The organism is Pseudahrensia aquimaris, assembly GCF_042676045.1.
Lineage (GTDB): Bacteria > Pseudomonadota > Alphaproteobacteria > Rhizobiales > Rhizobiaceae > Pseudahrensia > Pseudahrensia aquimaris.
On record NZ_JBHTJV010000025.1, the window covers coordinates 1 to 23,888 of the forward strand.

Annotated in this window: 16 protein-coding genes, 1 tRNA gene and 1 other RNA gene; 8 read left to right on the top strand and 10 right to left on the bottom strand. The window is 54.4% G+C overall.

The window, feature by feature from the left end:
* Positions 1-333 precede the first annotated feature (333 nt).
* Positions 334-2,952 (top strand): calcium-binding protein, encoded by a 2,619-nt coding sequence (locus ACFQ14_RS14470; protein ID WP_377213466.1) that lies wholly within the window; start codon positions 334-336, stop codon positions 2,950-2,952.
* Positions 2,953-3,059: 107 nt separating this feature from the next.
* Here the strand turns inward: ACFQ14_RS14470 and ACFQ14_RS14475 are convergent, their stop codons facing one another.
* A complete protein-coding gene (locus ACFQ14_RS14475; RefSeq protein WP_377213467.1) occupies positions 3,060-5,126 on the bottom strand; it encodes an acyltransferase family protein in 2,067 nt (688 codons plus the stop codon).
* 182 nt (positions 5,127-5,308) lie between these two features.
* Positions 5,309-5,395 (bottom strand) — tRNA-Leu (locus tag ACFQ14_RS14480).
* Between the two features lie 290 nt (positions 5,396-5,685).
* Here ACFQ14_RS14480 and ACFQ14_RS14485 point away from each other — a divergent pair.
* From ACFQ14_RS14485 to ACFQ14_RS14505, 5 genes are all read left to right on the top strand, one after another.
* Entirely contained in the window at positions 5,686-6,672 is a 987-nt protein-coding gene (locus ACFQ14_RS14485) for a complex I NDUFA9 subunit family protein (protein WP_377213468.1), read from the top strand.
* A gap of 224 nt (positions 6,673-6,896) precedes the next feature.
* Positions 6,897-8,942, top strand: a complete 2,046-nt coding sequence (locus ACFQ14_RS14490; RefSeq protein ID WP_377213469.1) for a L,D-transpeptidase family protein — start codon at positions 6,897-6,899, stop codon at positions 8,940-8,942.
* 327 nt (positions 8,943-9,269) lie between these two features.
* Positions 9,270-9,494, top strand: a complete 225-nt coding sequence (locus ACFQ14_RS14495; RefSeq protein ID WP_377213470.1) for a hypothetical protein — start codon at positions 9,270-9,272, stop codon at positions 9,492-9,494.
* Between the two features lie 235 nt (positions 9,495-9,729).
* Complete coding sequence (locus tag ACFQ14_RS14500) at positions 9,730-10,284, top strand: peptidoglycan-binding domain-containing protein (RefSeq protein ID WP_377213471.1); 555 nt, start codon at positions 9,730-9,732, stop codon at positions 10,282-10,284.
* A 4-nt stretch (positions 10,285-10,288) separates the two neighbouring features.
* Positions 10,289-10,927 carry a glutathione S-transferase family protein gene (locus ACFQ14_RS14505; RefSeq protein WP_377213472.1) on the top strand — a complete coding sequence of 213 codons (639 nt, stop codon included), beginning with the start codon at positions 10,289-10,291 and terminating at the stop codon, positions 10,925-10,927.
* Here the strand turns inward: ACFQ14_RS14505 and ACFQ14_RS14510 are convergent.
* The 5 genes from ACFQ14_RS14510 to ACFQ14_RS14530 form a co-directional block, all read right to left on the bottom strand.
* Positions 10,924-11,259, bottom strand: coding sequence for a hypothetical protein (locus ACFQ14_RS14510; RefSeq protein ID WP_377213473.1), 336 nt, complete (start codon positions 11,257-11,259; stop codon positions 10,924-10,926). The two genes, ACFQ14_RS14505 and ACFQ14_RS14510, sit on opposite strands and share 4 nt — an antisense overlap.
* An 82-nt stretch (positions 11,260-11,341) precedes the next feature.
* Positions 11,342-13,882, bottom strand: coding sequence for an ATP-dependent helicase (locus ACFQ14_RS14515; protein WP_377213474.1), 2,541 nt, complete (start codon positions 13,880-13,882; stop codon positions 11,342-11,344).
* Between the two features lie 50 nt (positions 13,883-13,932).
* A complete protein-coding gene (locus ACFQ14_RS14520) occupies positions 13,933-15,132 on the bottom strand; it encodes a lytic murein transglycosylase (protein WP_377213475.1) in 1,200 nt (399 codons plus the stop codon).
* 24 nt (positions 15,133-15,156) lie between these two features.
* Complete coding sequence (locus ACFQ14_RS14525) at positions 15,157-16,698, bottom strand: chloride channel protein (RefSeq protein WP_449301309.1); 1,542 nt, start codon at positions 16,696-16,698, stop codon at positions 15,157-15,159.
* Positions 16,699-16,844: 146 nt separating this feature from the next.
* Positions 16,845-17,333 (bottom strand): thioesterase family protein, encoded by a 489-nt coding sequence (locus tag ACFQ14_RS14530; protein ID WP_377213477.1) that lies wholly within the window; start codon positions 17,331-17,333, stop codon positions 16,845-16,847.
* Positions 17,334-17,471: 138 nt separating this feature from the next.
* Here ACFQ14_RS14530 and ACFQ14_RS14535 point away from each other — a divergent pair, with 138 nt between their 5' ends.
* A complete protein-coding gene (locus ACFQ14_RS14535) occupies positions 17,472-18,881 on the top strand; it encodes an FAD-binding oxidoreductase (RefSeq protein WP_377213690.1) in 1,410 nt (469 codons plus the stop codon).
* Between the two features lie 31 nt (positions 18,882-18,912).
* Positions 18,913-22,623, top strand: coding sequence for an AsmA family protein (locus ACFQ14_RS14540; protein WP_377213478.1), 3,711 nt, complete (start codon positions 18,913-18,915; stop codon positions 22,621-22,623).
* Here the strand turns inward: ACFQ14_RS14540 and ACFQ14_RS14545 are convergent.
* The 3 genes from ACFQ14_RS14545 to ssrA all read right to left on the bottom strand — a co-directional run bounded on the left by ACFQ14_RS14545 (position 22,620) and on the right by ssrA (position 23,874).
* Positions 22,620-22,841: a ribbon-helix-helix domain-containing protein gene (locus ACFQ14_RS14545; protein WP_377213479.1), complete on the bottom strand. Its 222-nt coding sequence runs from the start codon at positions 22,839-22,841 to the stop codon at positions 22,620-22,622. The genes ACFQ14_RS14540 and ACFQ14_RS14545 overlap by 4 nt on opposite strands.
* Positions 22,842-22,871: 30 nt before the next feature.
* Positions 22,872-23,456, bottom strand: coding sequence for an SspB family protein (locus tag ACFQ14_RS14550; protein ID WP_377213480.1), 585 nt, complete (start codon positions 23,454-23,456; stop codon positions 22,872-22,874).
* A 56-nt stretch (positions 23,457-23,512) separates the two neighbouring features.
* Positions 23,513-23,874: a transfer-messenger RNA gene (gene ssrA / locus ACFQ14_RS14555) on the bottom strand.
* Between the last annotated feature and the right edge of the window lie 14 nt (positions 23,875-23,888).

Genomic DNA, 23,888 nt, shown 5'->3' on the forward strand with positions numbered 1-23,888 from the left:
GCACCGCATCACGCTTGAAATCGTCACTGAAATTGGCTTTGCCCATAATGGCCTCCTTGCCTCAAAATTAGGGAAGAAGGTGTCTACAAATCTAGGGGCTATTCATTACTGTTCCGTGCGCCGAATTCAACGCCGTGCGGAACAGTTGTATTTTTGGTAGGGCTTTGAAAAACTTTAGTAGAATAAATGCTGTTTCTGCCAAGTCTGGTCTGTCTCGCTTGTCAGTGATTAAGTTGAAGCGCTTTGTAAAAGCGTTAGTCTCTCCAAGAGATGCTCGAGTTGATTCTCGGCGTTCATTCATCAACAAAAATATTTGAAGATTGAAGATCTAATATGCTGATTAGTAACAACAACGCTGCACTGACCAATCACATCACCGCCGAAGACGAAGTGCCAACTGCCTCTCTAGAGCTTGCCAATGGTCAAACTCTACGCACATATTTAAGCATCGATTCCTCTGTTCCCGGCTTTTCAACCTATGCGCAGCGCTTTGACGCGCAAGGCAACGTGATCGCAGGAAGCGGCTTTGAAGTTGGGGCTTTCAGCGGGTTCGATACGGCGCTTTTTCCCGAGTTCATTCACGAATTTGGTGATGGAAGCATTGGCATTATTTCGAGCAATGCGGATGAAAATGATCCGCTCGCTTCGTCCATAACCATGTCTCGTTTCAGCATCACGCCGGGCGCAACTTACGGCTCTTTACTTTCGTCAGAAACGTTCGGTATTCCATTGCCAAGCTCCGGTACCGTAGTGGATAGCTTTATTGAATCGCTGTTGCTGATTGATACTGCCGGCGGCGGAGTTCAGGTAGCCGTCGGTTATACGACGTTTGTTGAATTTGCTAACGGCAACGGCGAGATCAACGGCGAAACTGTTGCTCTCGCTTTTGATGGTAACGGTGCTTCACTCAACACACTTTCAACTGCGCCAACTATCTTGAGTTCTGACCCCGAAGTCTTGTTGAGCGTCAACGGTAACGAGTTTGCGGCGATATATGGATTCGGTGGTGCCACGGGTAAGGCTGTCGATATAAGGATAGTGGATGGTAGCTTGGGAACAAATCCGTTTGATTATCCCGAGCATCTTTTAGCCCCCGCATCCCTCACACTGGGTCAGACAGAATTCTTGGACGTAGTGTCTGCTGTTGAACTCGCTAACGGAAATCTGGCCTTCTTGATAATTGCGAATGGAGAAGATGATCCCGCAACAGAGGGCAGCGTTTCCTTCGCAATAATGGATCCTAGCCAGCCGCCTGGCAGTTCAATTCTTGTTGACACAACGACTTTGAAATTTGTTGAAGGGGCATTCATTGGGGCGGAAACGATTGTTGCGCTGTCGGATGGCACATTTGTTGTGGGCTGGAACGAAACGCCCGATGGCTTACTTTCCGGACAGGGTTTCCTTCAACACATTTCGAGTGCGGGAATTCCTTTGGGTGCGCCAGTCAGTCTTGGTGTGACTGGCGGTGAGGAATTCTTGATCACTGCTTATGAGTTGGCGAATGGCGATTTGTCCGTGAGTTGGGGCCAAAGTGACGGGCCAAGTGACACAAATGGTTTCGATGTCATCACAGCTAGCTTTGATGTTGTTTCAACGGTCAACCCGGTGACGCTGAAACAGTTTGATATGGGCGATGTCAAAACGATCTATGACGAGGCCATCCTTAATGGTGAGGTCACAGCGTCGACGGCGACTGTTGTGACCCTTAACGGCACTACTGATCCAACGCTGTCTGCAAAACTGGTTGGAACCGGCCTGTCCGTTGATCCGGTTTCGGGAGGGCTTGTTTCTGGTGAGATCACTTCAATCGAGCTTTATGATGGCTCCACTTATGTAGGCGCTGTTTTCGGGCTTACGTTTGGTGCGGCGTATTATCAGCTCTCGATAGATCAATTGCAGAACGGTGATCCGGAACAACACGATGCTTTGTTTCGAAACCTGATGGGCACCTATGATGCATCGGATTCCGTCGCTGCTGTGACTTTTGAGGCTGGAGGTGGCTTTGCAACGGCGCTGGGCAGTGACTTCGCAGATACGCTAACCGGTGAAGAAGGCGAGCAAATCCTCAAAGGTGGTGCTGGAGCTGATAGCCTTGATGGCGGGCTGGATGCGGATGTCATGGAGGGCGGCATCGGAAACGACGACTATTTCATCGACGATGCTGGGGACACCATAGTGGAGGGTATTGGCGCAGGATATGATGAGGTGTTCACCGAACTGTCGGTCTATACATTGCCTGCGAATGTGGAGCGATTGAATTTTACCGATAGCGGCAATCACACCGGCAAGGGAAATGAACTGAACAATCGTTTCGCTGGTAATTCGGGTAACGATACTTTCGTTCTCGATGAGGGCGGTGCAGACATTTTCTCCGGCGGGCAGGGGCAAGACACTTTTGATGCACGCCTTGGCGCAAACGGTATTGATATCAATTTGTCCACTGGAACTCATGGTGGTGACGCGGCAGGCGATCTGTTTGCGTCAGTCGAGGTCTTTTGGGGGTCTAACAGCGCTGCTGATACAATGCTGACAGGGGCAGCCCGTGCAAAGTTTTATGGCTTTAGCGGTAATGACACTCTGACTGGTGGCGCTTCGGTGGACTATCTTGACGGTGGAATTGGCAATGACGTTCTGTCTGGCATGGGAGCACGCGATGGGCTGCGCGGGTTTACTGGTGACGACATTCTGACCGGCGGTGCAGACCGGGATTATTTCCAATATGTCTTCGCCGGCTTCGACCATGACACGATTACAGACTTCGAAGATGGGCTCGATTATTTTCGCGTCTTTTCCAACGTCGCAGACGAAGTCTCGGATTTCACCATCACTGGAAATGGAACCTCGTCGGTGCTGTTGACGCTTAATGACGGTACAGGGGAAAACACCATCACCGTTCAAGGATCGGGCGGCGCCAACGTCACAATTGATGCTGGCGATTTCCTTTTCTACTGAGCCGCTCAATACGCGTTCAGCTATTTATCCGGTTCACAAATCTTTCGTCGCAGATGCGGTCTGCGCTGGTGACAGCGTCGATAATTATTGAAAGGGTAATCAACGTCTCATTGGCTAAACCGGCGGTCGTATTCTTCGAGCACCTTTTGCAGGACGATCTTGGCCCCCAGCACTGATGGGTGGCCGGCTTGGGAATAGATTGGGCCGTCAGGATTCACATTGATGCAACGACGATTGAACTTTTCAGGGCAGAAGATTTCGCTCGGTGACACTTGAATCAGATTGGGGTGATCTTCCATTGTCAGAAGGGCGTCAATCTTCTTCAGGCGCGCATATTCCTCTGGGTTCTTGTTGAATAGATAATCGAGTTTACCCAGCGCGCTTCCGGCAGAACGACGAATGAGCTCGCGGAAATAGACGTCTCTCACGCTTTCTCTGGGTTTCGGCATGGCTTTGATCAACACGACCCGGTGACCGAGCTTGAGCAATTCGCGGACGTTGTTGTGATAGGACGCAACAACGTCGACGATTGGTACTTTTTTGCCGCGTCTTAGCTTGCGTTTGAAATCAGCTCGGGGATCGGCCGTCGCTTCCTTGCCGCGGGTAAGGTAGTCGTCGTTCATGGTAATGACGAATACCCTTGGCTGCTTCATTTCGCGAATGACCTCCCAGCGAAGGCGATTGACGATGACGCAAATTGTGTTCGAGAACCAAATTTCGCTAACAAACGAACACCGACTGTAGCTGAAATCTGTTATCCCGTCGCCGCGCGGCTTCATAAGCTCGCGCAAGGCGATGTTGTAACTGCCCGCATAACTGTCCCCAACCGTTATCCATTTTCCATTGCCGAACTGACAGGCGGTGCGCGGATCACGCATATAGCAGCGCGCGCTTTCGCGCGAGTTCTGCAGGCTTTTTCCGAGGTTCTTGCCATCTTTCAGGGTGTGCCAATGGGTGAAATTTGCCGCGCGATAGTAGTCACGCGCCTTCGCATCGAGGCGATAGAGAGCGCCGCTCGTTGCGTAGAAATTAGAGAACAGGAACATGAGTACCGCAAAAACGCCGAGGCTTGCGGCAGTGAAGAATCTGCGCCCGAAACGAGTTCCCCGAAAGGGTCGTTCGATCATGAAATAGCTCGCTATGGAAAGCGCTACAGCGAAAGCAATGCAGATGATTTTTTGCGCTAAGCCAATCTCATCGTAGGCGATCCGCGCGTAGACCAATATTGGCCAGTGCCAAAGATAGAGCGAATAGGAAATCAGACCGACCGCGACCATCGGGCGGTTTGATAGGAGCTGCGCTGACCATACGTTTTCGCGAGCAAACCGGATCACCAAAACCGTTCCCAAAACGGGGATGATCGTAAGATATGAGGGATGCGCCATCTCCTCATTCATCAACACCATGGGACCGAGGATCATCACCAAACCCAGACCTGTCAGCCAGCCGTTTCCGGAGCGCCCGCCAAGGAATTGTTGAAGGGCGTTACCCGTTTTTCCATCGCGCCAGTCGAGTTCTAGTTTAGCGAGGATGGCACCGGCCAGAATTTCCCATGCTCTTGTTGGCAGCAAGAAGAATGCGAATTCAGGCTCTGATCGAACAATTCCAATTGCCAATCCAAGCGAGCCCCAAAACCCGACGATCATCAGCGGCATCAACCAATCGTTGAAAAAGCGCCGAACGATCAAAAGAGAGATGGGTGCAAGTATGTAATATTGTTCTTCAACCGAAAGGCTCCACGTATGCAGCAGTGGCTTTAATGCACTGGCCTCCGCGATGTAGGAGTCTTCATAGCGGAACCAGAAGTTGGAACCGAACAGAAGAGCCGACATGCCAGAACCGGCAAATTCCTTCATGGATTCCGGGATCAGCAAAAACCACGCCGGGACGATTGTGAAAAGCATAACCGCAAACAGGGCGGGCAATATCCGTCTTGCGCGACGCTCGTAAAAGCGGAGGAAGCTGAAACGGTTTTCAGCCGTTTCCTTCAGCAAAATCATGCTGATGAGATAGCCAGAGATAACGAAGAAAATATCGACACCCAGAAAGCCACCCGAGAACAGGCGGCCCTGCGAAAACGTCAAATCGGCGTGATACAGAACCACCGCAACGACCGCGATCGCCCGCATGCCGTCGATTTCCGGCCGGTATTTTACGGCTACCGTCGAACTCATTAAAAATTGGGCCTAAAAATTTATGGAGCTACAAAAACGACGCTAATCGCTTTAAGGAGAGATGTCTCCCAACCTGCCACAAAATTTTATGCAGCGGTTTCGTGTTCTACCTATCAGCCGTGTTGAATGCGGGCGTATTCGGTACCCGAACACAAGTAATGAAAATAAGCGACTGCGGTTATTGGTGCCCAGGAGAGGACTCGAACCTCCACGGCCGTAAGGCCACTGGCACCTGAAGCCAGCGCGTCTACCAGTTCCGCCACCTGGGCATCAGGAAGCGAGCCGTGTTTAGGAGCGTTCAAACATGGTGTCAATCAGAATCGCGCTGGCGCTTTTGGACCAATCGCGAAGTTGCTGGAGCCTGGCTTCGGATTTCATTTCAACGCTCATGCTGGCGACCTTTTCGAAGGAATATCGCGCTTGGTGTTTGCGCGTCGCAATAGCGCGTTTGGGCTCTTTCCCTGTTGGCCTTGAAGCCTTAGATAGAAGGCCAAAGGGGAGCATGGAGTGCGGTTTAATAACGCTCGTGTGTGACCGGGATAATTGCGGAGCCCTCTATATGACAATCGAAGACAACAAACCCCTATCACGCGAAAAGCTGGTTACCATATTTGGCGGCTCCGGTTTTGTAGGCCGCTATGCGGTGCGCGAATTTGCCAAGCGCGGATGGAGGGTTCGTGTGGCCTGTCGGCGCCCTGATTTGGCAGGGCATTTGCAGCCGTTGGGAAATGTGGGGCAGATCCAACTGGTGCAGGCTAATCTGCGGTTTAAGGATTCCATCGACAGCGCTGTTGAAGGCGCGGACGTGGTGGTGAATCTTGTGGCTATCTTGGCTGAAAGCGGCAAGCAGACTTTCCAATCGCTGCAAGCGCGGGGCGCGCAGTGGGTTGCGCAAGCTGCCAAGGCCGAGGGGGCGAAGATGGTGCAAATTTCCGCCATTGGTGCGGATGATAATTCTAGGGCCGATTATGCGCGGACCAAAGCCGCTGGAGAAAGGCTTGTACACGAAGTGCTGCCAGATGCGATTATTCTGCGCCCTTCAATTATTTTCGGACCGGAAGACGACTTCTTCAACCGCTTCGCAGGCATGGCAACGATGGCACCGGCTCTTCCGTTGATCGGCGGCGGTAGCACGATGTTTCAACCCGTTTACGTGGTCGATGTAGCCAAGGCGATCGTGAAAGCGGCCGAGGGAGAGCTGGAGCCGGGTTCGATTTGGGAACTGGGTGGTCCGGAAAAGCTGACTTTTCGCGAGTGTCTGGAGCAGATGCTGGAAGTTATTGAGCGCAAGCGTTTGCTGGTGTCGCTGCCCTTTCCAATTGCCTCTGCAATGGGCGCGTTTGCCCAGTATTTGCCTGGTGCGCCAATCACGCCCGGCCAAGTGGAAATGCTGAAAAGTGACAATGTGGTTTCTACGGAAATGGAGGCGGCTGGTCGCACCCTAGAGGGTATGGGGGTGACTCCGACGGCATTGTCTGCAATCTTACCAACGTATCTGGTGCGGTTCCGCAAGCATGGGCAATTTGAGGCGCGGCGCGGTCTTTGAGGGTAGATTAGGGAAGCGGTTTCTTTGAGATAACGAGAATTTTATCGATTTCGGTCGCGAAATGTTACCGAGACTTAACCGTTTCCGTTCAGATTTGATGCACCGTTGCAACGGTCTGAACACAAAATCACCCGAAACGGAAACGGATTGGCGTCGAAACCATTCGACGCCTTAATTGCGCAGTAAGCGCATCAACATTGGTAATTAAGAGTAACAGTCCCATCATGCGCCACTTTCTAGCAGTTTTGACAGCCACTTCGATGCTGACAGTCGCTCCACCGGTTTTTCCAGACGTGGCTGAGGCGTCTTCCCTCTTTGAAACGCTGTTTCCGCGCACTGCGGAGCGCCGCCGCGCCCGCGCCGAACGGCGCCGTCAGCAGCAAATCCGATTGTTTGAACAGCGCGATCGGGCTCGAAAGTCGCAAGAGCGTCGCGTCCGCGCTGCTGCGCGAGCACAGAAAAAACGCCGCGCCGCAGCCTCTAAGCCTGCCAAGGTCAAGGGGGCTCAGTATCACAAATACAAGGCTCGCAATGTTGCGCCTGTCGCACTGGCCAGTCTTGCAAAGCCGTTCGAGGCTTCGCGCGGTCAAAACGTTGTGTCTGTGGAGCAGCCAAGCCCAGAGATTATGAACGCTCGGTTGGAGTTGAAGCGGATAAACATTCACACCTACGCGCTTTTGGCTCCGCCGCCTGTTGAACCGACAGGAATGACCTTGGCCGATGCGTCTGAGAGCTTGAAAGACATTCGCCTGATCGCGCGAAAAAACATCGGTAAAGCGCTGATTAAACACTATTCCCAATCGCCGGAATTCATGTGGATTGGCGCTGACGGTCGTTTGAACGAGCAAGGCGATGCGCTTATCGACGTGTTGGCTGATGCGGATGCTTACGGCCTTCGCAGTAATGATTATCAGTTGCCGCCGCTTCCAAATGGTAGCGATGCAAAAGCAGCAGCTGCGATGGAGTTTGCTCTTACCGCAAGGGCACTTCGCTATATAATCGATGCGCGTCATGGTGTGGTCGATCCTAATCGGATTAGTGATTATCACGACTTTGCGAAGAATTACGCAAACGCTGATAAGGTGATGGCGACACTGGCTTTCGCCGCACGGGAGGGGCGCGCAGACGAGACTTTGCTTGCTTCACATCCCAAAGAGCCCGCTTTTGCAGCTCTGAAGGCTGAGTTGGACCGCCTACAGGGTTTAACAGCCACGGTATTGCCGCCAGTTCGGATTGCCAGTGGCACTTTCCTGCGCCCCGGCGATATGGACCCGGAGCTTGAAAACATTGTTGAGGCGATCCGCCGTCGGGCATCCGACGAGATCAAGGCCAAGCACGCTGCAGTTTTGGAACAAGACCACTCGCTGGGCGAGTACACACCTGAGGTTGTGGCGCTGGTTCGTGATATGCAGAAAGCGCTTTGGCTCAAGCCAGACGGTATCGTAGGCAAAAACACGATCCGCAGCTTGTTGAAATCGAAGAAGGCTTCACCCGCTGTCAAGCGTGAGCGTATTTTGTTGGCAATGGAACGTATGCGCTGGCATCCCAGCCGCTTTGGCGACAGGCACGTTTTTATCAACCAGGCTTCCTATCGGGCAGCTATGATTGAAGGTGGACGTGAAAAGGTCGCGATGAATGTAGTTGTCGGCAAAAAGTCTAACCAGACTTATTTCTTCCACGACAACATCGACTACGTTGAATTTAATCCCTACTGGGGTATCCCCCGATCGATCCTCGTAAACGAGATGCTGCCTAAGCTACGCAAAAACGCTAGTTACTTTGATCGCCTAGGCTATGAAGTTACCACTGGCAGCGGGCGCCGCATCGCTTCGTCCTCCATTGACTGGTGGAGTGTGGGAGCAAACTTTCCGTATAATGTTCGTCAGCCCCCCGGTCCACGCAACGCGCTTGGCCGTTTGAAGATCATGTTCCCCAACAGCCATGCAATTTATATGCACGACACCCCTGCTAAATCTCTTTTCTCAAAGCCCACACGCGCTTACAGCCACGGCTGCGTGCGTCTGGAACGACCGGAGGAGATGGCGGCTGCTGTGCTCGGCACCACGATTGGTGATGTCGAGAATGAAATTGCGCAAGGCGAGAACAAGACGCGCCAGTTGAACGGCAAATTGCCGGTTTACGTTTCTTACTTCACCGCTTGGCCAAATGCGGACGGTTCTATCGGCTACTACTCCGATGTTTATGGCCGTGATGCGTTTCTGCGCAAAGCTCTGCAAGCTGAACATGCGGTGCGTGATCAGTCCAGCTAACGGGCCATACAGCGCAATAGTTTACCGAAGGTCGGTGCGATGAAAATCGCGCCGACCTTCTTCTTTTCATCCATCACTGACTATTTCTTTCCGCTGTAAAATATTGATTTATTGAATGTTTCTTCCCTGAAACCAAGTTTTACCCAAACGGCTTTCAAATCATGGTTTCGACCATTTTTTGTCTGTTTCAAGCCTCATTCGAAGCCAATCTTGGGGTCGTGGCAGACGCTCTGCCGCTCCGCATTGCCAACTTCCCGTCAGACAGGAGCGGGCGCCGCGGAAGACTTAACAGGCGCTTTCAATGTGCCAACAACAAGGAAGAGAACCATGAAGAAGATCATTACAGCACTCACCGTTGCTCTGTTCACTACCGCTGCATACGCAGCAGGCCCAAGCTTTGCAGAAGCTGACGTGAACCAAGATGGTTTGGTGTCGATGGAAGAAGCAAAGGTCGCTCTGCCTGATGCAGATGAAGCGAAAATCGCTGCGGCTGATGCCAATGGCGACGGTGGCCTGAACGAGGAAGAGTATACGGCCCTGACCGCTTCCTAAGCGCTCGCCTATACCTCCCCGGATAGGTTTGTCAGTGCCATAGGCTTCCCACCCCCGCAATGCTGACTTCAGCGCGGTAGTCAGTGGAGCTGACAAACTGAATGATCCCAGTGGCGTTCCCCGCGTCACTGGGATTTTTTGTTTGGTGAAGGGGGCTTGTTAGCGATTGTTTGCCGCGCACTTTCGTGTGTTGATGGTGAAATAACGATTCTTTTTCCTACCGGAGATCAACCCCATGTCCATTCTTAAACGCGGCCTCAAAGGCGTGCCCGTCAAACGCCTTCAAGAAAGTCTTGGTATTGGCGCCGATGGTGACTTTGGCCCTGGCACTGAGCGTGCTGTGAAAGAGTTTCAAAAGGCAAATGGCCTTGTGGTCGATGGAATAGCCGGTCCGGACACATTTACGGCGATGGGACTGCATGAACTGGTTCTTCTGCGCGTTGGTTCACGCGGCGAAGCGGTGAAGAAGATGCAGGCTGATCTTGGAATTGATGCTGATGGACGATTTGGCCCTGGCACCAAGAAAGCGGTGATGACTTTCCAGGAAGCCAATGGTTTGGTGGCTGACGGCATGGCTGGACCTGCGACGCTTTCAAAAATGGCGTCTTTTGCCGACGTGGTGACGCCGGAAACTGTGGCTCGCGCTGAAGTGAGCGAAGCGGAAGCTGCTGATTGGGAAGTCGGGCCGCTGCCGCAAATTGAGGGCGGATGGGAGCCTGTCAAAGGCGGAATGGACGAGCCTGCGCCCACCAAGAGCATGTGGGGGCGCGTTAAAGGGTGGTTTGGCTAAAGTCATGGGTTTGATCCGCGTCCATCACCTCAACCATTCCCGTTCGCAGCGCATTCTGTGGTTGCTGGAGGAGATCGGACTCGATTACGAGATCATCACCTACAAGCGGGATGCAAAGACCAACCTTGCACCGCCGGATTTGTTGGCGGTTCATCCTTTGGGCAAAAGCCCGATGATCGAAATGGACGGTGTGTTGATTGCCGAAAGCGGCGCAATCGTTGAGGCGATCTGTGCTGTTCACGCGCCGCAGATGGTCCCTGAAGCTGGGAGTGAGTCGCACATCCGTCATTTGGAAGCGATGCACTTTGCCGAGGGCAGTGTAATGTTACCCGTTCTTTTGGCTCTTTACACTTCACGGCTGGGCGAGGGGGCAGCGCCCCTGCAGCCGCGGATTCAGGAACAACTCGACAGCCATTTCTCTTTCATGGAAGCGAGCTTGCGTGAAAGCGGACATTTTGTGATGGACGATTTGAGCGCTGCTGATGTGATGATGAGCTTTCCGGCGCAAGTTGCCGTGCGCCAGGGCAGGGCAGGAGACTTCCCGAAGCTGGCCGCATTTTGTGACATGATACACGAGCGCGAAGCATGGAAGCGTTCTATCGAGCGCTCTAAAGATGCAGGCGCTGGATACTGGTCTTTTTAGTCTTTTACGCCGGTCAACTGGTCAAGCGCATGGCCGGCAGAACCAACCGCTTCCAAGGCTGAAACCAGTACGGCAAAAGATGCAGCGCTGATGGGGCCGATATCGATCATCTCGCCTTTGGTAAGAAAGCCAAGAGGGTCGTCGCGAAAGCGGGCTATTGTCTCGTTGGGATGGCGGTTGCACGCAATTTCGGCCAGTACATCGTCTGCGCAAAGAGAAACGCCAGAGGAGGAGGCGAGCGGTGGATACAAAACAGCCGCCGCGCTTACGAGATCTGCCATATCGATAGCGTCTTCAATATCGTCTATTTGGCCGTGGGGTACTTGATACATTGAGGCGGGTTTCGGCGAATCGAGTGGATTGGAACACCGAGGATGCCGCTACGTGGTTAATGGCGGGTAAAGCCCATGCTTATCAGTGCCGCTCGACGAACGAATCCAGCACACGCTTTTCGCCAGCCTTTTCGAAATTAATCGTCAGCTTGTTGCCATCAATGCCGATGATCGCGCCATAGCCGAACTTCATGTGGAATACCCGTTCGCCCATGCCGAACGAGCTTTCCTCTGCGCCAATGACGGATTTCGCAACCAATTCGCCCTCAATGGTGCGTGGGCCGCCATTGTAGGTAGTCTTGTGGCCAGAGCGGTTGCCCCATGCGCTGCCGGTCTCGTCGGTTGCATTGGCCTGGGCACGTTTCCATCCAGGTGATGAATAGCCCGAGCGGGTGAATGGGTCCGACGTATGGAAACGGCTGGAGCCGTAAGGATTGCCGCCGACACCGCCAACACCATAGCCGCCGTAATTGCCTGTGGCTTCGACGACTTCCACATTTGCATGGGGCAGTTCATCGATGAAACGGGAGGGGATGCTCGCCTGCCATTGGCCGTGGATGCGGCGGTTGGAAACGAACCAGATATGGCAATTCTTGCGCGCGCGGGTGATGCCGACATAGGCGAGGCGTCGCTCTTCTTCGAGCCCCGACCGTCCGCCTTCGTCCAGGCTGCGCTGGTGGGGGAAGAGCCCCTCTTCCCAACCGGGTAGGAAGACGGTGTCGAATTCCAGTCCTTTTGCACTGTGCAGCGTCATCAAATTTACAGCGTCCAGATCGGGATTGTTGTCCGTATCCATGACCAGCGAGACGTGTTCGAGAAATCCGCGCAAACCTTCAAATTCCTCCATTGAGCGGATGAGTTCTTTGAGGTTGTCCAGCCGACCCGGCGCTTCGGCGCTGCGGTCGTTCTGCCACATTTCGGTATAGCCGCTTTCGTCGAGGATCATCTCGGCCAGGTCGGTGTGGGACGTGTTGTCGATCAAATCGGCCCAGCGTGCGAAATTAAGCGCAAGCAGTTTCAGCGTCGTGCGTTGTTTTGCGCCGAGTTCCTCTGTTTCCACCATCTCATGAACGGCGGCCAGCATTGGGATATTTCGGCTGCGGGCGTGGTCGCGGATTTTCTTGATTGTCGTGTCGCCCAAGCCGCGCTTCGGCGTGTTGACGATGCGCTCAAAAGCTAAATCATCGGCGGGTTGGGTCACAACGCGGAAATAGGCCATCGCATCGCGGATTTCCATGCGCTCATAAAAGCGTGGGCCACCGACGACGCGGTAGTTCAGGCCAAGCGTGACGAAACGGTCTTCGAATTCGCGCATCTGAAACGAAGCGCGCATGAGGATGGCGATATCGTTTAGCGCGTGGCCTTTGCGCTGCAAGGCTTCAATTTCCTCACCGATGGCACGGGCTTCTTCTTCGCTGTCCCAGCCTGCGGCGACGCGGACCTTCTCCTCGTCGGGGTCGTCAATGTCGGTGAACAGCGTTTTGCCGAGGCGGCCTTCATTGTGGGTGATGAGGTGAGATGCGGCGGACAAAATGTGAGACGTGGAGCGATAATTTCGCTCCAGCCGTATAACCGTGGCGTCTTTGAAGTCTTTATCGAAGCGCAGGATGTTGTCGACTTCCGCTCCGCGCCACCCGTAGATTGACTGGTCATCGTCACCGACACAACAAATGTTCGTCGGTGGTGCGCTTGCACTGTCAGGTTCGCCGCTTTGGGAATTTCCTTTTGGCTCCTCATGCAACCCGGCGGCAATTTCTGCGCGAAGCTGCTGACCAATCGGTTTTCCATGCGCTGCTGCTCTTGCTTCGCTGGGCTGAGACAGCAGCCGCAGCCACAGATATTGGGCGACGTTTGTGTCTTGATATTCGTCAACTAATATATATCGGAACCGGGCGTGATAGTCGGCCAGCACATCCGGGTTCTCACGGAACAGGCGGATGCATTCGACCAAAAGATCGCCAAAGTCGCAGGCGTTGAGGACTTTCAGCCGCTCCTGATATTGGCGGTAAAGCTCGCGGCCCTTGCCGTTAGCGAAGGCGCGGGCTTCGCCTTCGGCGATCTCGTTGGGGCCGAGCGCCTTGTTTTTCCATCCGTCGATCAGGTTTGCCAGTTGCCGCGCAGGCCAGCGTTTGTCGTCCACTCCTTCAGCTTGGATAAGCTGTTTGAGCAAGCGCACCTGATCGTCAGTGTCTAAAATTGTGAAGCCGGATTTCAGACCGACGAGTTCCGCATGGCGGCGCAGGATCTTCACGCAGATCGAGTGGAATGTGCCAAGCCACGGCATGCCTTCAACCGTCTCGCCCACCATCAGCGCAATGCGGTTCTTCATTTCGCGTGCGGCTTTGTTAGTGAAAGTCACGGCGAGGATCTGGCTGGGCCAAGCGAGCTTTTCGCTCAGGATATGGGTAATGCGGGTGGTCAGAACGCGGGTTTTGCCCGTGCCCGCACCAGCCAGAACCAGAAGCGGGCCTTCGGTCGTCAGCACAGCTTCGCGCTGTTCCGGGTTCAAGCCTTCAAGATAATTCGGCGTGGCGCTTTGCGCGGGCGCACGCGCTGCAGCGGCACGCGCGGCTATGCCCATGCCCACACTGGAAGGCGGCTGATTCGTATCATTCCCGTTCATGAAATGTACTTAGTGGGTTTTGCGCCCCGTTGCGAGGGGTAGGCAACAAACTAGCGGATGGCTTTGATCGTTTCGCGCGAGGGGAAACAGGTGGCTGCTCGGCCCACTTTGTTTTGCCACTTGCCGATGGCGTTGCGGCTTTTGTAGCCGATCAATCCATCAGCCCCACCCACATCGTATCCTTGGGCCACCAGCACGTCTTGCATCCGTTTGACCTCGGCGCGGGTGTAGCTTGGCAAATCCTGCCACCGGCCGCGAAAGGCTTTGCCACCTGCCATTCGGTCTGCCAAATGGCCAACGAACAATGCGTAGAGATCGCTCTCGTTGTATTGTTTCAGCACATAGAAATTTGGGGTCGTCACGAAGGTCGGGCCGTATCTCCCAGCAGGGAAAAGCAAGTATCCGGTGTTGGCTAGCTCAATCTTGGGGAAGGGCCGCCCACTGACGCGCTCAATTCCCATGCCTGCCCAACCCGCGATCTTGCGCCCTTGGTCTGGTCCACCGAGCGAGCACGATACGCTGGCCGGAATAGTGACCTCAAAACCCCAATCGCGGCCTCGCTGCCAGCCGAATTTTGCAAGGTAATTAGCGATTGAACCAAGAGTGTCGGGAACGCTGTTCCAGATATCGCGCTTGCCGTCGCCATCTTCATCGACCGCGTAGTCGAAGAATTTGGATGGCAGAAATTGCGGTTGGCCCAGTGCGCCTGCCCAAGACGAACCCATCGCTTTGGCCGAGATATGACCTTCTTGGATGATGCGCAGCGCGGCAATCAATTCGCCCTTGAACAATTCTGAACGCCTTCCCGCATAAGCGGAAGTTGCCAGCGAACGGATGGCATTTTTGGGCATTTTGAATGTGCCATAAACGGATTCACGCCCCCATATGGCAAGAATGATTCTTCGAGGAACGCCAGTCCGCTTTTCGATGCGAGCCAGAGTATCGCGCCAGCGCTTCTCCAAGGCTGCGCCTTGCTTTGCAAGGCGGTCGATTGAGCGCTGGTTGAAATATCCTTCAGGTGCGCGAAACTCTGATTGGGTCTGGCGCTTGGGTGCTGCGCTTTTAAGTTCCGGCATTTTGGGGTCGAAGGTGATGCCCTTGAAGGCCATATCAAAAGTTGCACGGGCGATGCCAGAACGCTTCGCCTCCGGCCATAAAGACTTTTCCAGCCATGATTGGAACCCGGGGTTGGAAGCTGCGGTAGCCGGGGTGCACGCGATTAGAGTGAATGTGAGAAGCAAGCGAATCATTTTGAGAACTTACCCTGAAATCGTCTATCTGTGTTCCTCAACGCTGGTATCGACTAAAATCGAATTGAATTTGCGCAAAGCGCCCACCTGCGTTGCCCATCCGATTTGGATTGTCTCGTCCTTCTTGCTGGCTACGGGCAGGCGGGAGTGTCCGCTCTCATCAAAGGCCCGGAGAGCTTGTTCGAGTGGTGTCTCCGGGTTCAGGACGGGGGTATCGCTTTCGGGATCAATATACGGATCGTCGTCTTCTGCAAGATCGACCATGAAGGACGAAACCCGCGTTGTTTGAATGAGAAACTTGTGCGGCCCGTCCTCAATTTGCACACCGCGCTGTTCCAACTGACGCTGGAAATAGGAGCGGCCAATGAGCGCCTGGTTGATGCCGCTGGAAATTGAAACGCAAAGCAACAGCGCGATGGAAAGCGCGTAACCGCCGGTGAGTTCAAACACCATAACCACCGTTGAAATGGGTGCGCCCAGTACGGCTGCTGCCACGGCGCCCATGCCCAATATCGAATAAATCCCCTGGCTCGATGCCAGTTCTGGGAAGGCTCCTGCTGCGATCAATCCAAAGGCTCCGCCTGCCATTGCGCCAAGATAAAGCGATGGTGAGAACACCCCACCGCCGAAGCGAGAGGCTAGGGTTATGGCGGTGGCGGCTGTTTTTAGAATGAGCAGCATGAACAGCAGTGTCAGCGGCAATTGGTTGTTGAGCGCCTGACTGGTTGCTTCATACCCAACGCCCAAAATCTCTGGATAGAAGACACCGATTGCACCTATGGCTAATCCGCCAACCGCGGGGCGCAACCATAGGGGCATGACGATTTGGCGGGCTATGAAGTCGGCTGAATTGACGGAGTACTGAAAAAGAAGCGCCACCATCGCGCAGATGATGCCGAGCAGTGCAAAGGCGGGAAATTCGAGATAGGACGTAATGGAATAATCTGGAATAACGAATGCGGCGTCGTTGCCGAACCATTGCCGGGTCAGGATGGTGCCTGCAACTGATGAGATCACAATGGGCACAAAAGAGCGTTTGGAGTAGTGGCCGAGGATGACCTCATGGGCGAACAAAACGCCCGCGATTGGTGCGTTGAACGAAGCGGAGACGGCGCTTGCCACACCGCAGGCTAATAGCGTTCTGCGGCCCCATTCAGGCATGGCAAACAGGTGGGCTATGGATGTGGAGATCGTCGCGCCCAGATGCACGACCGGCCCTTCGCGCCCTGCGCTTGCTCCAACGCCTAGGGAAACTGCGCTGATGAAGGCAGAGGTGAGGCCAGGGGCCATTTCAATGTTGCGTCCACCTCGGGCGCAGGCCTCCATCGCGTCTGCCACGCTCGCGGTTCTTCGGCTTGGCAAAAAGCGTTCTAACATCCAGCCAACAAACAGTCCCCCAATACAGGGCGTGAGCAAAATCCACAGCCAGTGAATTTCCCGTGCCGCGCTGGCGACGTTTTCGGAGCGATCTCCAAGCCATAATAATTGGACGAGGCCGATCACTTCCCGAAAGGCGATGGCGGCGACTGAAACGAGCAGGCCGATTGCGCCGGCGAGCAACCACATGTGTGGCTGCTTGGAAGACCAGAACGAGCGAAGATTGACCTTTATTTGAGCCCAAACGCGTGCGATGGCGCGGGAAGGGATCTGACGCAGATCGTCTAACATCCTTCCTCGCTTTCTCTCTATTGTTGCGTTGCAGTTGTAGCAGGTTATTTGCGTGTGATGCCTATGGAGCGACCAACTTGGTCAGGCCGTACCAGCGTGGAGTGTGCGGAAGCCATTGCTTCAACCTTTGCCATTGTATCGGGGAGAAATGGAGCAACTTTCGGCCCGTCCATATTCACGTGCAGCGACAGCGTCTCTGACGTGGCCGACACCCAACCGTCTTCGTGGCGCAACTCCTGAAAGGCGTGGATTCGTTTTTCATCGTGGTCGATGATCTGATATGTCGCTTGCACGCGGTCACCCAGATGGATTTCGCGCAGATAGCAAACGTGAACTTCTGCTGTGTAGATGGTGACGCGGTCGCTTTCTGCCCGTTCCGGCCCAAGGTCCAGCATTTCAAAAGCGTGGTCGCAGCCGCGGTCAAACAGTACGTTGTAAAATGCCATGTTTAGATGACCGTTGTAGTCGATCCAGTCCGCTTGCAGCTCCATCAACGGCGAAATGATCGGTGCGTTTTGGCTAATGACACTCATGCGAATTTCTCCCTACGGCATGGGCGATACCAATCGTAGACGCGCCCACCCGTTCTGCTTAAAGTGATTATCAGACAATTCATGTGCGGCAACAGCCCTGAATCGACAGGGGGTGCCGCGATGGGAAGGACCAAAAACGTGGCATTGGCCGATCTTCAGGATTCAACGCGTAATGATGACGGTATCGCGACCGCGATCTCCATTTTGAAACAGCGCTTCGGTGAGCAATTGCAGACCAGCCAAGCGTTGCGTGAACAGCATGCTCACACGACGACATACATCCCCGCGCAATTGCCAGATGCGGTGGTCTTCGCGCGCTCTACGGAAGAAGTGCAGAGCGTCGTGAGGGTTTGTGCTGAACACAAAGTTCCGATCATTCCCTTTGGCACAGGCACCTCATTAGAGGGCGGCGTCAACGCGCCAGCTGGAGGTATTTGCATCGACTTGCAACAGATGGACAAAGTTCTGGCGATCAATACTGAAGATCTTGACGTGACGCTGCAACCGGGCGTGACCCGCGAGGCGCTGAATGTTGAATTGCGGGACAAGGGCATGTTCTTTCCCATCGATCCTGGCGCAAATGCAAGTCTTGGTGGCATGGCGGCTACCCGCGCTTCCGGCACCAACGCCGTGCGCTACGGCACGATGCGCGACAACGTGATCAACCTCACAGTTGTGATGCCGGATGGTTCGGTGGTGAAAACCGCCAACCGGGCGCGGAAGTCTTCTGCTGGATACGACCTCACGCGGTTGATGGTTGGCTCGGAAGGTACGCTGGGTATCATCACCGAAATGACCCTCAAACTATACGGCATACCTGAAAACATCTCTGCTGGTGTGTGCCAGTTTCCTTCCGTCGATGCGGCCTGCAACACCACGATTGCGGCCATGCAGATCGGCTTGCCGATGGCGCGCATTGAGTTGTTGGACACGCTGATGGTTCAGGCGGTTAACAATTATAGCAAGCTCGGTTTTGCCGAAGCACCGATGCTGATGCTGGAATTTCATGGCACCGATGCGGGTGTTGCGGAGCAAACGGCGATGTTCAACGAAATTGCCAGCGAGTTTGGCGGTTCCGAAATCACTTGGGTGTCTTCGGTAGAAGAGCGCAACCGCCTTTGGAAAGCGCGTCATGATGCATATCCATCGATGCTGGCCTTCCGCCCCGGCGCACAGGGCATCGCCACAGATGCTTGTGTGCCGATTTCGAGGCTTGCGGAATGTATGGCGGAAACGGTGGAAGATGTTGAGCGTCTGGGTCTTGTCGCGCCGATTGTAGGCCATGTAGGCGACGGCAATTTTCATGTCTCACCGCTGGTGATGATGGATGACGCTGACGAGGTTGCCCGCGCCGAAGAGATGATCGAACGCCTTAATTTGCGCACCATTGCAATGGATGGAACATGCACGGGCGAGCATGGAATCGGGCAGGGCAAGCGCCGCTTTTTGAAGCTTGAGCACGGCACCGGCGTTGATGTTATGGCTGCCATCAAGCGTGGCATCGATCCGGACAACATCATGAACCCTGGCAAGGTCGTTTCACTCTGACCAATCGCAAACCGAAAGGGGCTGAACATCGATGAGACTGTTCGTCTTCTTCGGCGGCCTGTTGGTTTTGGCTCTTTGTGCCGCGCTAATAGTTCCGCCTTTTGTTGACTGGAACCAGTTTCGCGATCGTTTCGAGCGTGAAGCCAGCCGCATTGTGGGCCAGCCTGTCGAGGTTTTGGGGCAAACATCCGCGCGCTTGCTGCCGCTGCCCTCTGTTACCTTCGAAAAAATTCGGGTTGGTGATGCTGAGAAACCAATTCTGGCGGCTGAGTTTTTTCACATAAACATGGAGCTTGCGCCGCTGCTAAAGGGCGATGTGGTGATCGTTGATATGGCGCTGGCTGCACCGCGTCTTGATTTGCGCATTGGCGAAGACGGCAAGGTGGATTGGTCGGCTCGCTCCCTTGAATTGCCAGCAGACTTTCGTGCCGCTGATGTGGCTCTCAACAATTTCACCATCACGGATGGGGCGGTTAGGTTGCGTGACACGATCAACCAGAGAGAAATGATCGTTCGCGATATTGATCTGGAGGGCTCCGCCCGATCGCTTGCCGGGCCTTGGCGAGCAGAAGGTTTTGTGAGTCGAACTGGTGAACGGTATCAGGTCGCTGGCACAACCGGGCTCTGGACGGCCGCTGACGCGGAAAACAAAACGGGTCAATTGCGTGTAAAACTTGAAGTTCGGCCCCAGAATCTGGCTTACGATTTCGATCTCAACGGCCCTGTCATATTTCGCAAAGGCGCACCGCAGTTTTCGGGAAATTTCCGCGTTCGACCTGCTGCTGTGCAGAACGATACCGCACGCATCGCATTTGATCGTGGAAAGGCTCCCAAACCTATCAACGGCGTGTTGGAAGGGCAGGTTAAGATAGGTGTGCGTGGCGTTGTTGTGCCGGAATACAAACTGAATATCGGTGACGCGGAAGATCCATACGTGATCAGTGGCACGGCGTTTGCAAACTTCGATGATGAGGCTTCTTTCGAGATAAACGCCGATGGGCAGCAGGTGAATTTTGCACGTCTGGAGGCTGATGCGGACTCCGTGGCGAACCCACCAAAGACGCTGCAAGATCGGTTGGAATTGCTGCGTGTCCTGCTGTTGCAGATGCCGCGCTTTACTTCGCCGGGCAAGATCAATCTCACGCTTCCAGCCGTTGTCGCTGGCGATACGGTGGTGCGTGATGTGGTGGTTGAAGCCAGTCCGTTAAAGGGCGGTGACGGTTGGGCGCTGGCATCACTTAAGGCAGAATTGCCGGGGCGGACCGACCTTTTGGCCCGTGGCGATTTGGGGTTGCGCGATGCTATGACATTTGACGGATCGTTGGTGCTGGCCTCGCGTCAACCTTCGGGCTTCGCAGGCTGGTTTGTCGATGATGTGCCCCTTGAAATTCGCCGTCTGCGAAATGCTGGATTTTCCGGAAATGTAAAACTGGGCGCAGGCGTTGCAGAAGCGCGGGATGTGGAATTGGTGCTGAATAATGAACTGCTTAGGGGCAGTCTTGAGCGGGTTGTGGGCGATACTCCTCTCTTGAAGGCGAAACTGACTGGCGACACCATCGATCTTGATGCGCTGCGGGCGCTGGTCAATCTGCTTGGTGGTGATGACATTGCGCGGCGCGATCCGTTGGAGTTTGATATTTCCACGAAGAAGCTGATCGCCTTTGGACTTGAGGCGCAGGCAGTTTTTGCCAAGGGTATTCTTGGGCCTGATAGTTTGGCATTGGAAACGGCCTCCATCGGCTCGCTTGATGGCGCTGCTGTGGTTCTGACGGGCAACATCCGCAAGGGCGATGCAGGGTTTACAGGCAATCTGGGCGGCACTGTTCAGGCTGTAGATTTACGTGACTTACTGAAGCGTTTGGAGGAGCGTTTAGAAGGGCGCATTGGATCGCTTTCCCGCTTTAGCCATTTTCTCGACGACGCAAGGCTCACCCAAGACGCTGATCTGACCTTTGCGCTAACCGCTGCTGCTGAGCAGTCCGCTTTATCGTTGGAAGGCAGCGTGGGTGGCAGTGTTGTCGGTTTTGAAGGCATTATAGACGGGGAAGGCGCGTGGCTTGGAAGGCGTAACAGTCTTTTGTTGGAAGCTACTAACCCGCGTTCCGACGTTTTGTTGGCGCAGCTTGGCTTGCCCGTTTTGCCGCTGGATACGAGCAGCGCTGGAAATATTACTTTATCTGCCAAAGGTACGCTGGATGAAGGGCTGGATACGCTGACGAGCTTCGATATTGCCGGTGTTGTTGGCGCGATGCAGGGGAATCTGAAGCCGCAACTTTCTGGCGATCAAATGGGTCTTTCTGGCGCACTGGATGTTGATATCCGATCGACCGATCTCGATACGCTGATTACTCTGACCGGACTACCACTGCCGGGCTTTGGACAAGGCCTGGCAGGTGAAATGAGGGCCGCATTGACGCTGTCGCCACGCAAGCTGACCGCTGATCGATTAACGATCCTTCATGGTTCCACAGACTTGCGCGGACGATTGGAGGCCAGTTTGGCGAAGGGGTTAAGACCCCGTTTAAACGGTCAGCTTTCAACCGAACGGTTGGACGGGGACACGATTTTGGCGATTGCTTTTGGCTTGCCGGAAGGTGACGGGCGTTTGTTGTCTGGATGGGATGGCGAAATTGCGTTGAGCGCAGGCACGGTGACTGCGCCCAATGGCGGCCTGTTGGCGCTGCGGCAGGTCAGCACGCTGGCTAAGGTCAGCGATGGCGACATCGCTTTTGAGGATGTAAAGGCTTCGGTTTTCGGCGGCCAAGCCACTGGGCGGGTCGCGCTTGGCACGGCCGGAGAAGCAAAGGTTCTGAGCGGTCGACTGACGCTTAGCGACGCAGATCTGGCCAGACTGTTAGTGGCTCTTGGCTATGACTTTGGCGGCGAAGGCGTGGTTGAAGCAACATTCAATTTTGATGCGTCGAGCGACAAACAAGCGTCAATTATTGAGGCTTTGACCGGTGGTGGTGAGGTGAGTATTGCGCCGTTGCGCATTGTCGGTCTGAACGCTGATATCTTGCCCAAATTGCTTGCTGCCAACGATGCTGCAAACAGTAAGGCCGGTAGCGAGTTGACGGGAGTAAGCGGTGAGCAAATTGTAGAAGCGGGTTTGTTCAATGGGGCTACCGGCTTTCTGAATATGGATATCCCGTTTTCCGTCTCCTCCGGATTTGTTCGGGCAAATGACGTTGCTTTTGGCAACGACAAAATTAATGGCACCATGGATTTGAGGATTTTGCTTGCTGATCTGGAAACAGATTTCAACGCCCGCATTGCGTTTGATGCCGGACAGGAGGCCGTCGTTGGGGCGGCACCACAGCTTTCAGTATTGCTTCAGGGCAAGCCCGGTGAACTTCAGCGTTCAGTTGATACCACCCCTATGGAGACTTTTCTCGCGCAACGCTCGGCGGAAGAGCGCGAGCGCGATTTCGTGCGCCAGCAAGCCGCTATTCTTGAACGGCAGAGGCTGTCGCGCGAAAGCCGCGCAATAGTTCTTGCTCGCCAAGCCCGGGAACGGGCGCAGCGGTTGCGGGAAGAAGAGGCGGCTGCCCAGCGTGCGGCAGAGGAACAGAGGCGTTTGCGTGAAGCTTTGCCTGCACCCACGCCTGTGCCGGAGCGCGAAAGCAATAGCGATGATGTGTTGCAGGATCTAACGCGTAAAGTGCGCGAAAGCCTGTCGGGTGAAGGGGTGGTTCCTGCTGCTGGCACGCCGCGTCAATGGATTCCATCGGTCTCCGACTAGGACTGTTTTTCTGCGCGCAGTTTCACATGGGCTAGAACGAACAGGCGCAGCGCAGAGGAAAGATTTTCGTCCGCGCTGCGCTTGGCGTCTATTTGGGTCACCAGATGCGCGATGGACTGGTTGTTGCGCTTGGCGATGAGCTTTAACTCATCCCAAAATTGGTCTTCCAGAGAAAACGATGTGGAATGACCGCGAATGGAAACGGAGTGCTTCTTCATCCGTAAACCAGGGACTGCCTCAGGCTGATTTTATTTTTTGCGAAAGGCATCTAGCGAGACGACTTCGGCGCTGCTGCCATCGCCATCATCGTCGGTATCATGCCCATCTTCGGTGTTTGCTGAGTCGTTTTGCGCGTCACTCTGTGCCTTCTTGCCGTTGGCATTTTCGAGCGCGGGCAGGGGCGTCACGCCACTTTCCAGCGCTTTGGCGGTATCCTCTGCGCCTTCAGTCTCATCTGCATCAAATTGCAGACCGAACTGAACCGCAGGATCGAAGAAACCGCGGATGGCTGAATAGGGAACAACCAGTGTCTCGGGAATTTCGTTAAAAGAAAGGCCGATGGAAAAGCCGTTATCTGTAGTTTTCAAATCCCAAAACTGATGTTGGACGACGATTGTCATCTCTTCAGGGTATTTGGCTTTCATGCGAGGGGACAATTTCACGCCTGGTGCGCTGGTGTCGAAGGTGATGTAGAAGTGATGCTCGCCCGGCAACGTTCCGATACGGGCAACCTCATGCAGCACTTTTTTCACCACGCCGCGCAGGGCCTCCTGAGCGAGAATATCGTAGCGGATTAGATCTTCGACTTCTGGTGTATCTGTCAGGTCAGCCATTGGCTTGCGGTCAGCTCCGTTTTTGCTGCGGTCACCATAGACCGATGCATAAATAAAGTGGAGGCTTCTGTTGCCAGGTGCCTCCGAACCCCGCCTAAGGGTGTGAACCGCTAGGACTTAATTTGAAACGTTAGGCACAGCTTACGCTGCGACTGCGGTTTCCACATAGTTGTTATCATTTGCAACTACTATAATGGCCCGATATCGGTGGGTACCATGCCGAGCGAAAACGCAGTCTTTACACCCTCGTCGATCCTGTTTCGCCCCCGCCAAGCTGCTTGCCGTTTCAAGCGGCTTGGTGGAGGCGCCGGGTACCGCCCCCGGGTCCGAATGGCTTATTACAAAGGTCATTTATCGCCATAGACGGCTTGCGCCGACAATTCCCAATATAGGGTTGGCAATGCGTTCTGAAAAGGCCAGACTTTGAAACGT

What these genes read in the sequence shown, in the direction of transcription:
- ACFQ14_RS14470 (WP_377213466.1), top strand. Translation starts at nt 334, where the DNA reads ATGCTGATTAGTAACAACAACGCTGCACTGACCAATCACATCACCGCC.
- ACFQ14_RS14475 (WP_377213467.1), bottom strand. Translation starts at nt 5,126, where the DNA reads ATGAGTTCGACGGTAGCCGTAAAATACCGGCCGGAAATCGACGGCATG.
- ACFQ14_RS14485 (WP_377213468.1), top strand. Translation starts at nt 5,686, where the DNA reads ATGACAATCGAAGACAACAAACCCCTATCACGCGAAAAGCTGGTTACC.
- ACFQ14_RS14490 (WP_377213469.1), top strand. Translation starts at nt 6,897, where the DNA reads ATGCGCCACTTTCTAGCAGTTTTGACAGCCACTTCGATGCTGACAGTC.
- ACFQ14_RS14495 (WP_377213470.1), top strand. Translation starts at nt 9,270, where the DNA reads ATGAAGAAGATCATTACAGCACTCACCGTTGCTCTGTTCACTACCGCT.
- ACFQ14_RS14500 (WP_377213471.1), top strand. Translation starts at nt 9,730, where the DNA reads ATGTCCATTCTTAAACGCGGCCTCAAAGGCGTGCCCGTCAAACGCCTT.
- ACFQ14_RS14505 (WP_377213472.1), top strand. Translation starts at nt 10,289, where the DNA reads ATGGGTTTGATCCGCGTCCATCACCTCAACCATTCCCGTTCGCAGCGC.
- ACFQ14_RS14510 (WP_377213473.1), bottom strand. Translation starts at nt 11,259, where the DNA reads ATGTATCAAGTACCCCACGGCCAAATAGACGATATTGAAGACGCTATC.
- ACFQ14_RS14515 (WP_377213474.1), bottom strand. Translation starts at nt 13,882, where the DNA reads ATGAACGGGAATGATACGAATCAGCCGCCTTCCAGTGTGGGCATGGGC.
- ACFQ14_RS14520 (WP_377213475.1), bottom strand. Translation starts at nt 15,132, where the DNA reads ATGATTCGCTTGCTTCTCACATTCACTCTAATCGCGTGCACCCCGGCT.
- ACFQ14_RS14525 (WP_449301309.1), bottom strand. Translation starts at nt 16,698, where the DNA reads ATGTGGTTGCTCGCCGGCGCAATCGGCCTGCTCGTTTCAGTCGCCGCC.
- ACFQ14_RS14530 (WP_377213477.1), bottom strand. Translation starts at nt 17,333, where the DNA reads ATGAGTGTCATTAGCCAAAACGCACCGATCATTTCGCCGTTGATGGAG.
- ACFQ14_RS14540 (WP_377213478.1), top strand. Translation starts at nt 18,913, where the DNA reads ATGAGACTGTTCGTCTTCTTCGGCGGCCTGTTGGTTTTGGCTCTTTGT.
- ACFQ14_RS14545 (WP_377213479.1), bottom strand. Translation starts at nt 22,841, where the DNA reads ATGAAGAAGCACTCCGTTTCCATTCGCGGTCATTCCACATCGTTTTCT.
- ACFQ14_RS14550 (WP_377213480.1), bottom strand. Translation starts at nt 23,456, where the DNA reads ATGGCTGACCTGACAGATACACCAGAAGTCGAAGATCTAATCCGCTAC.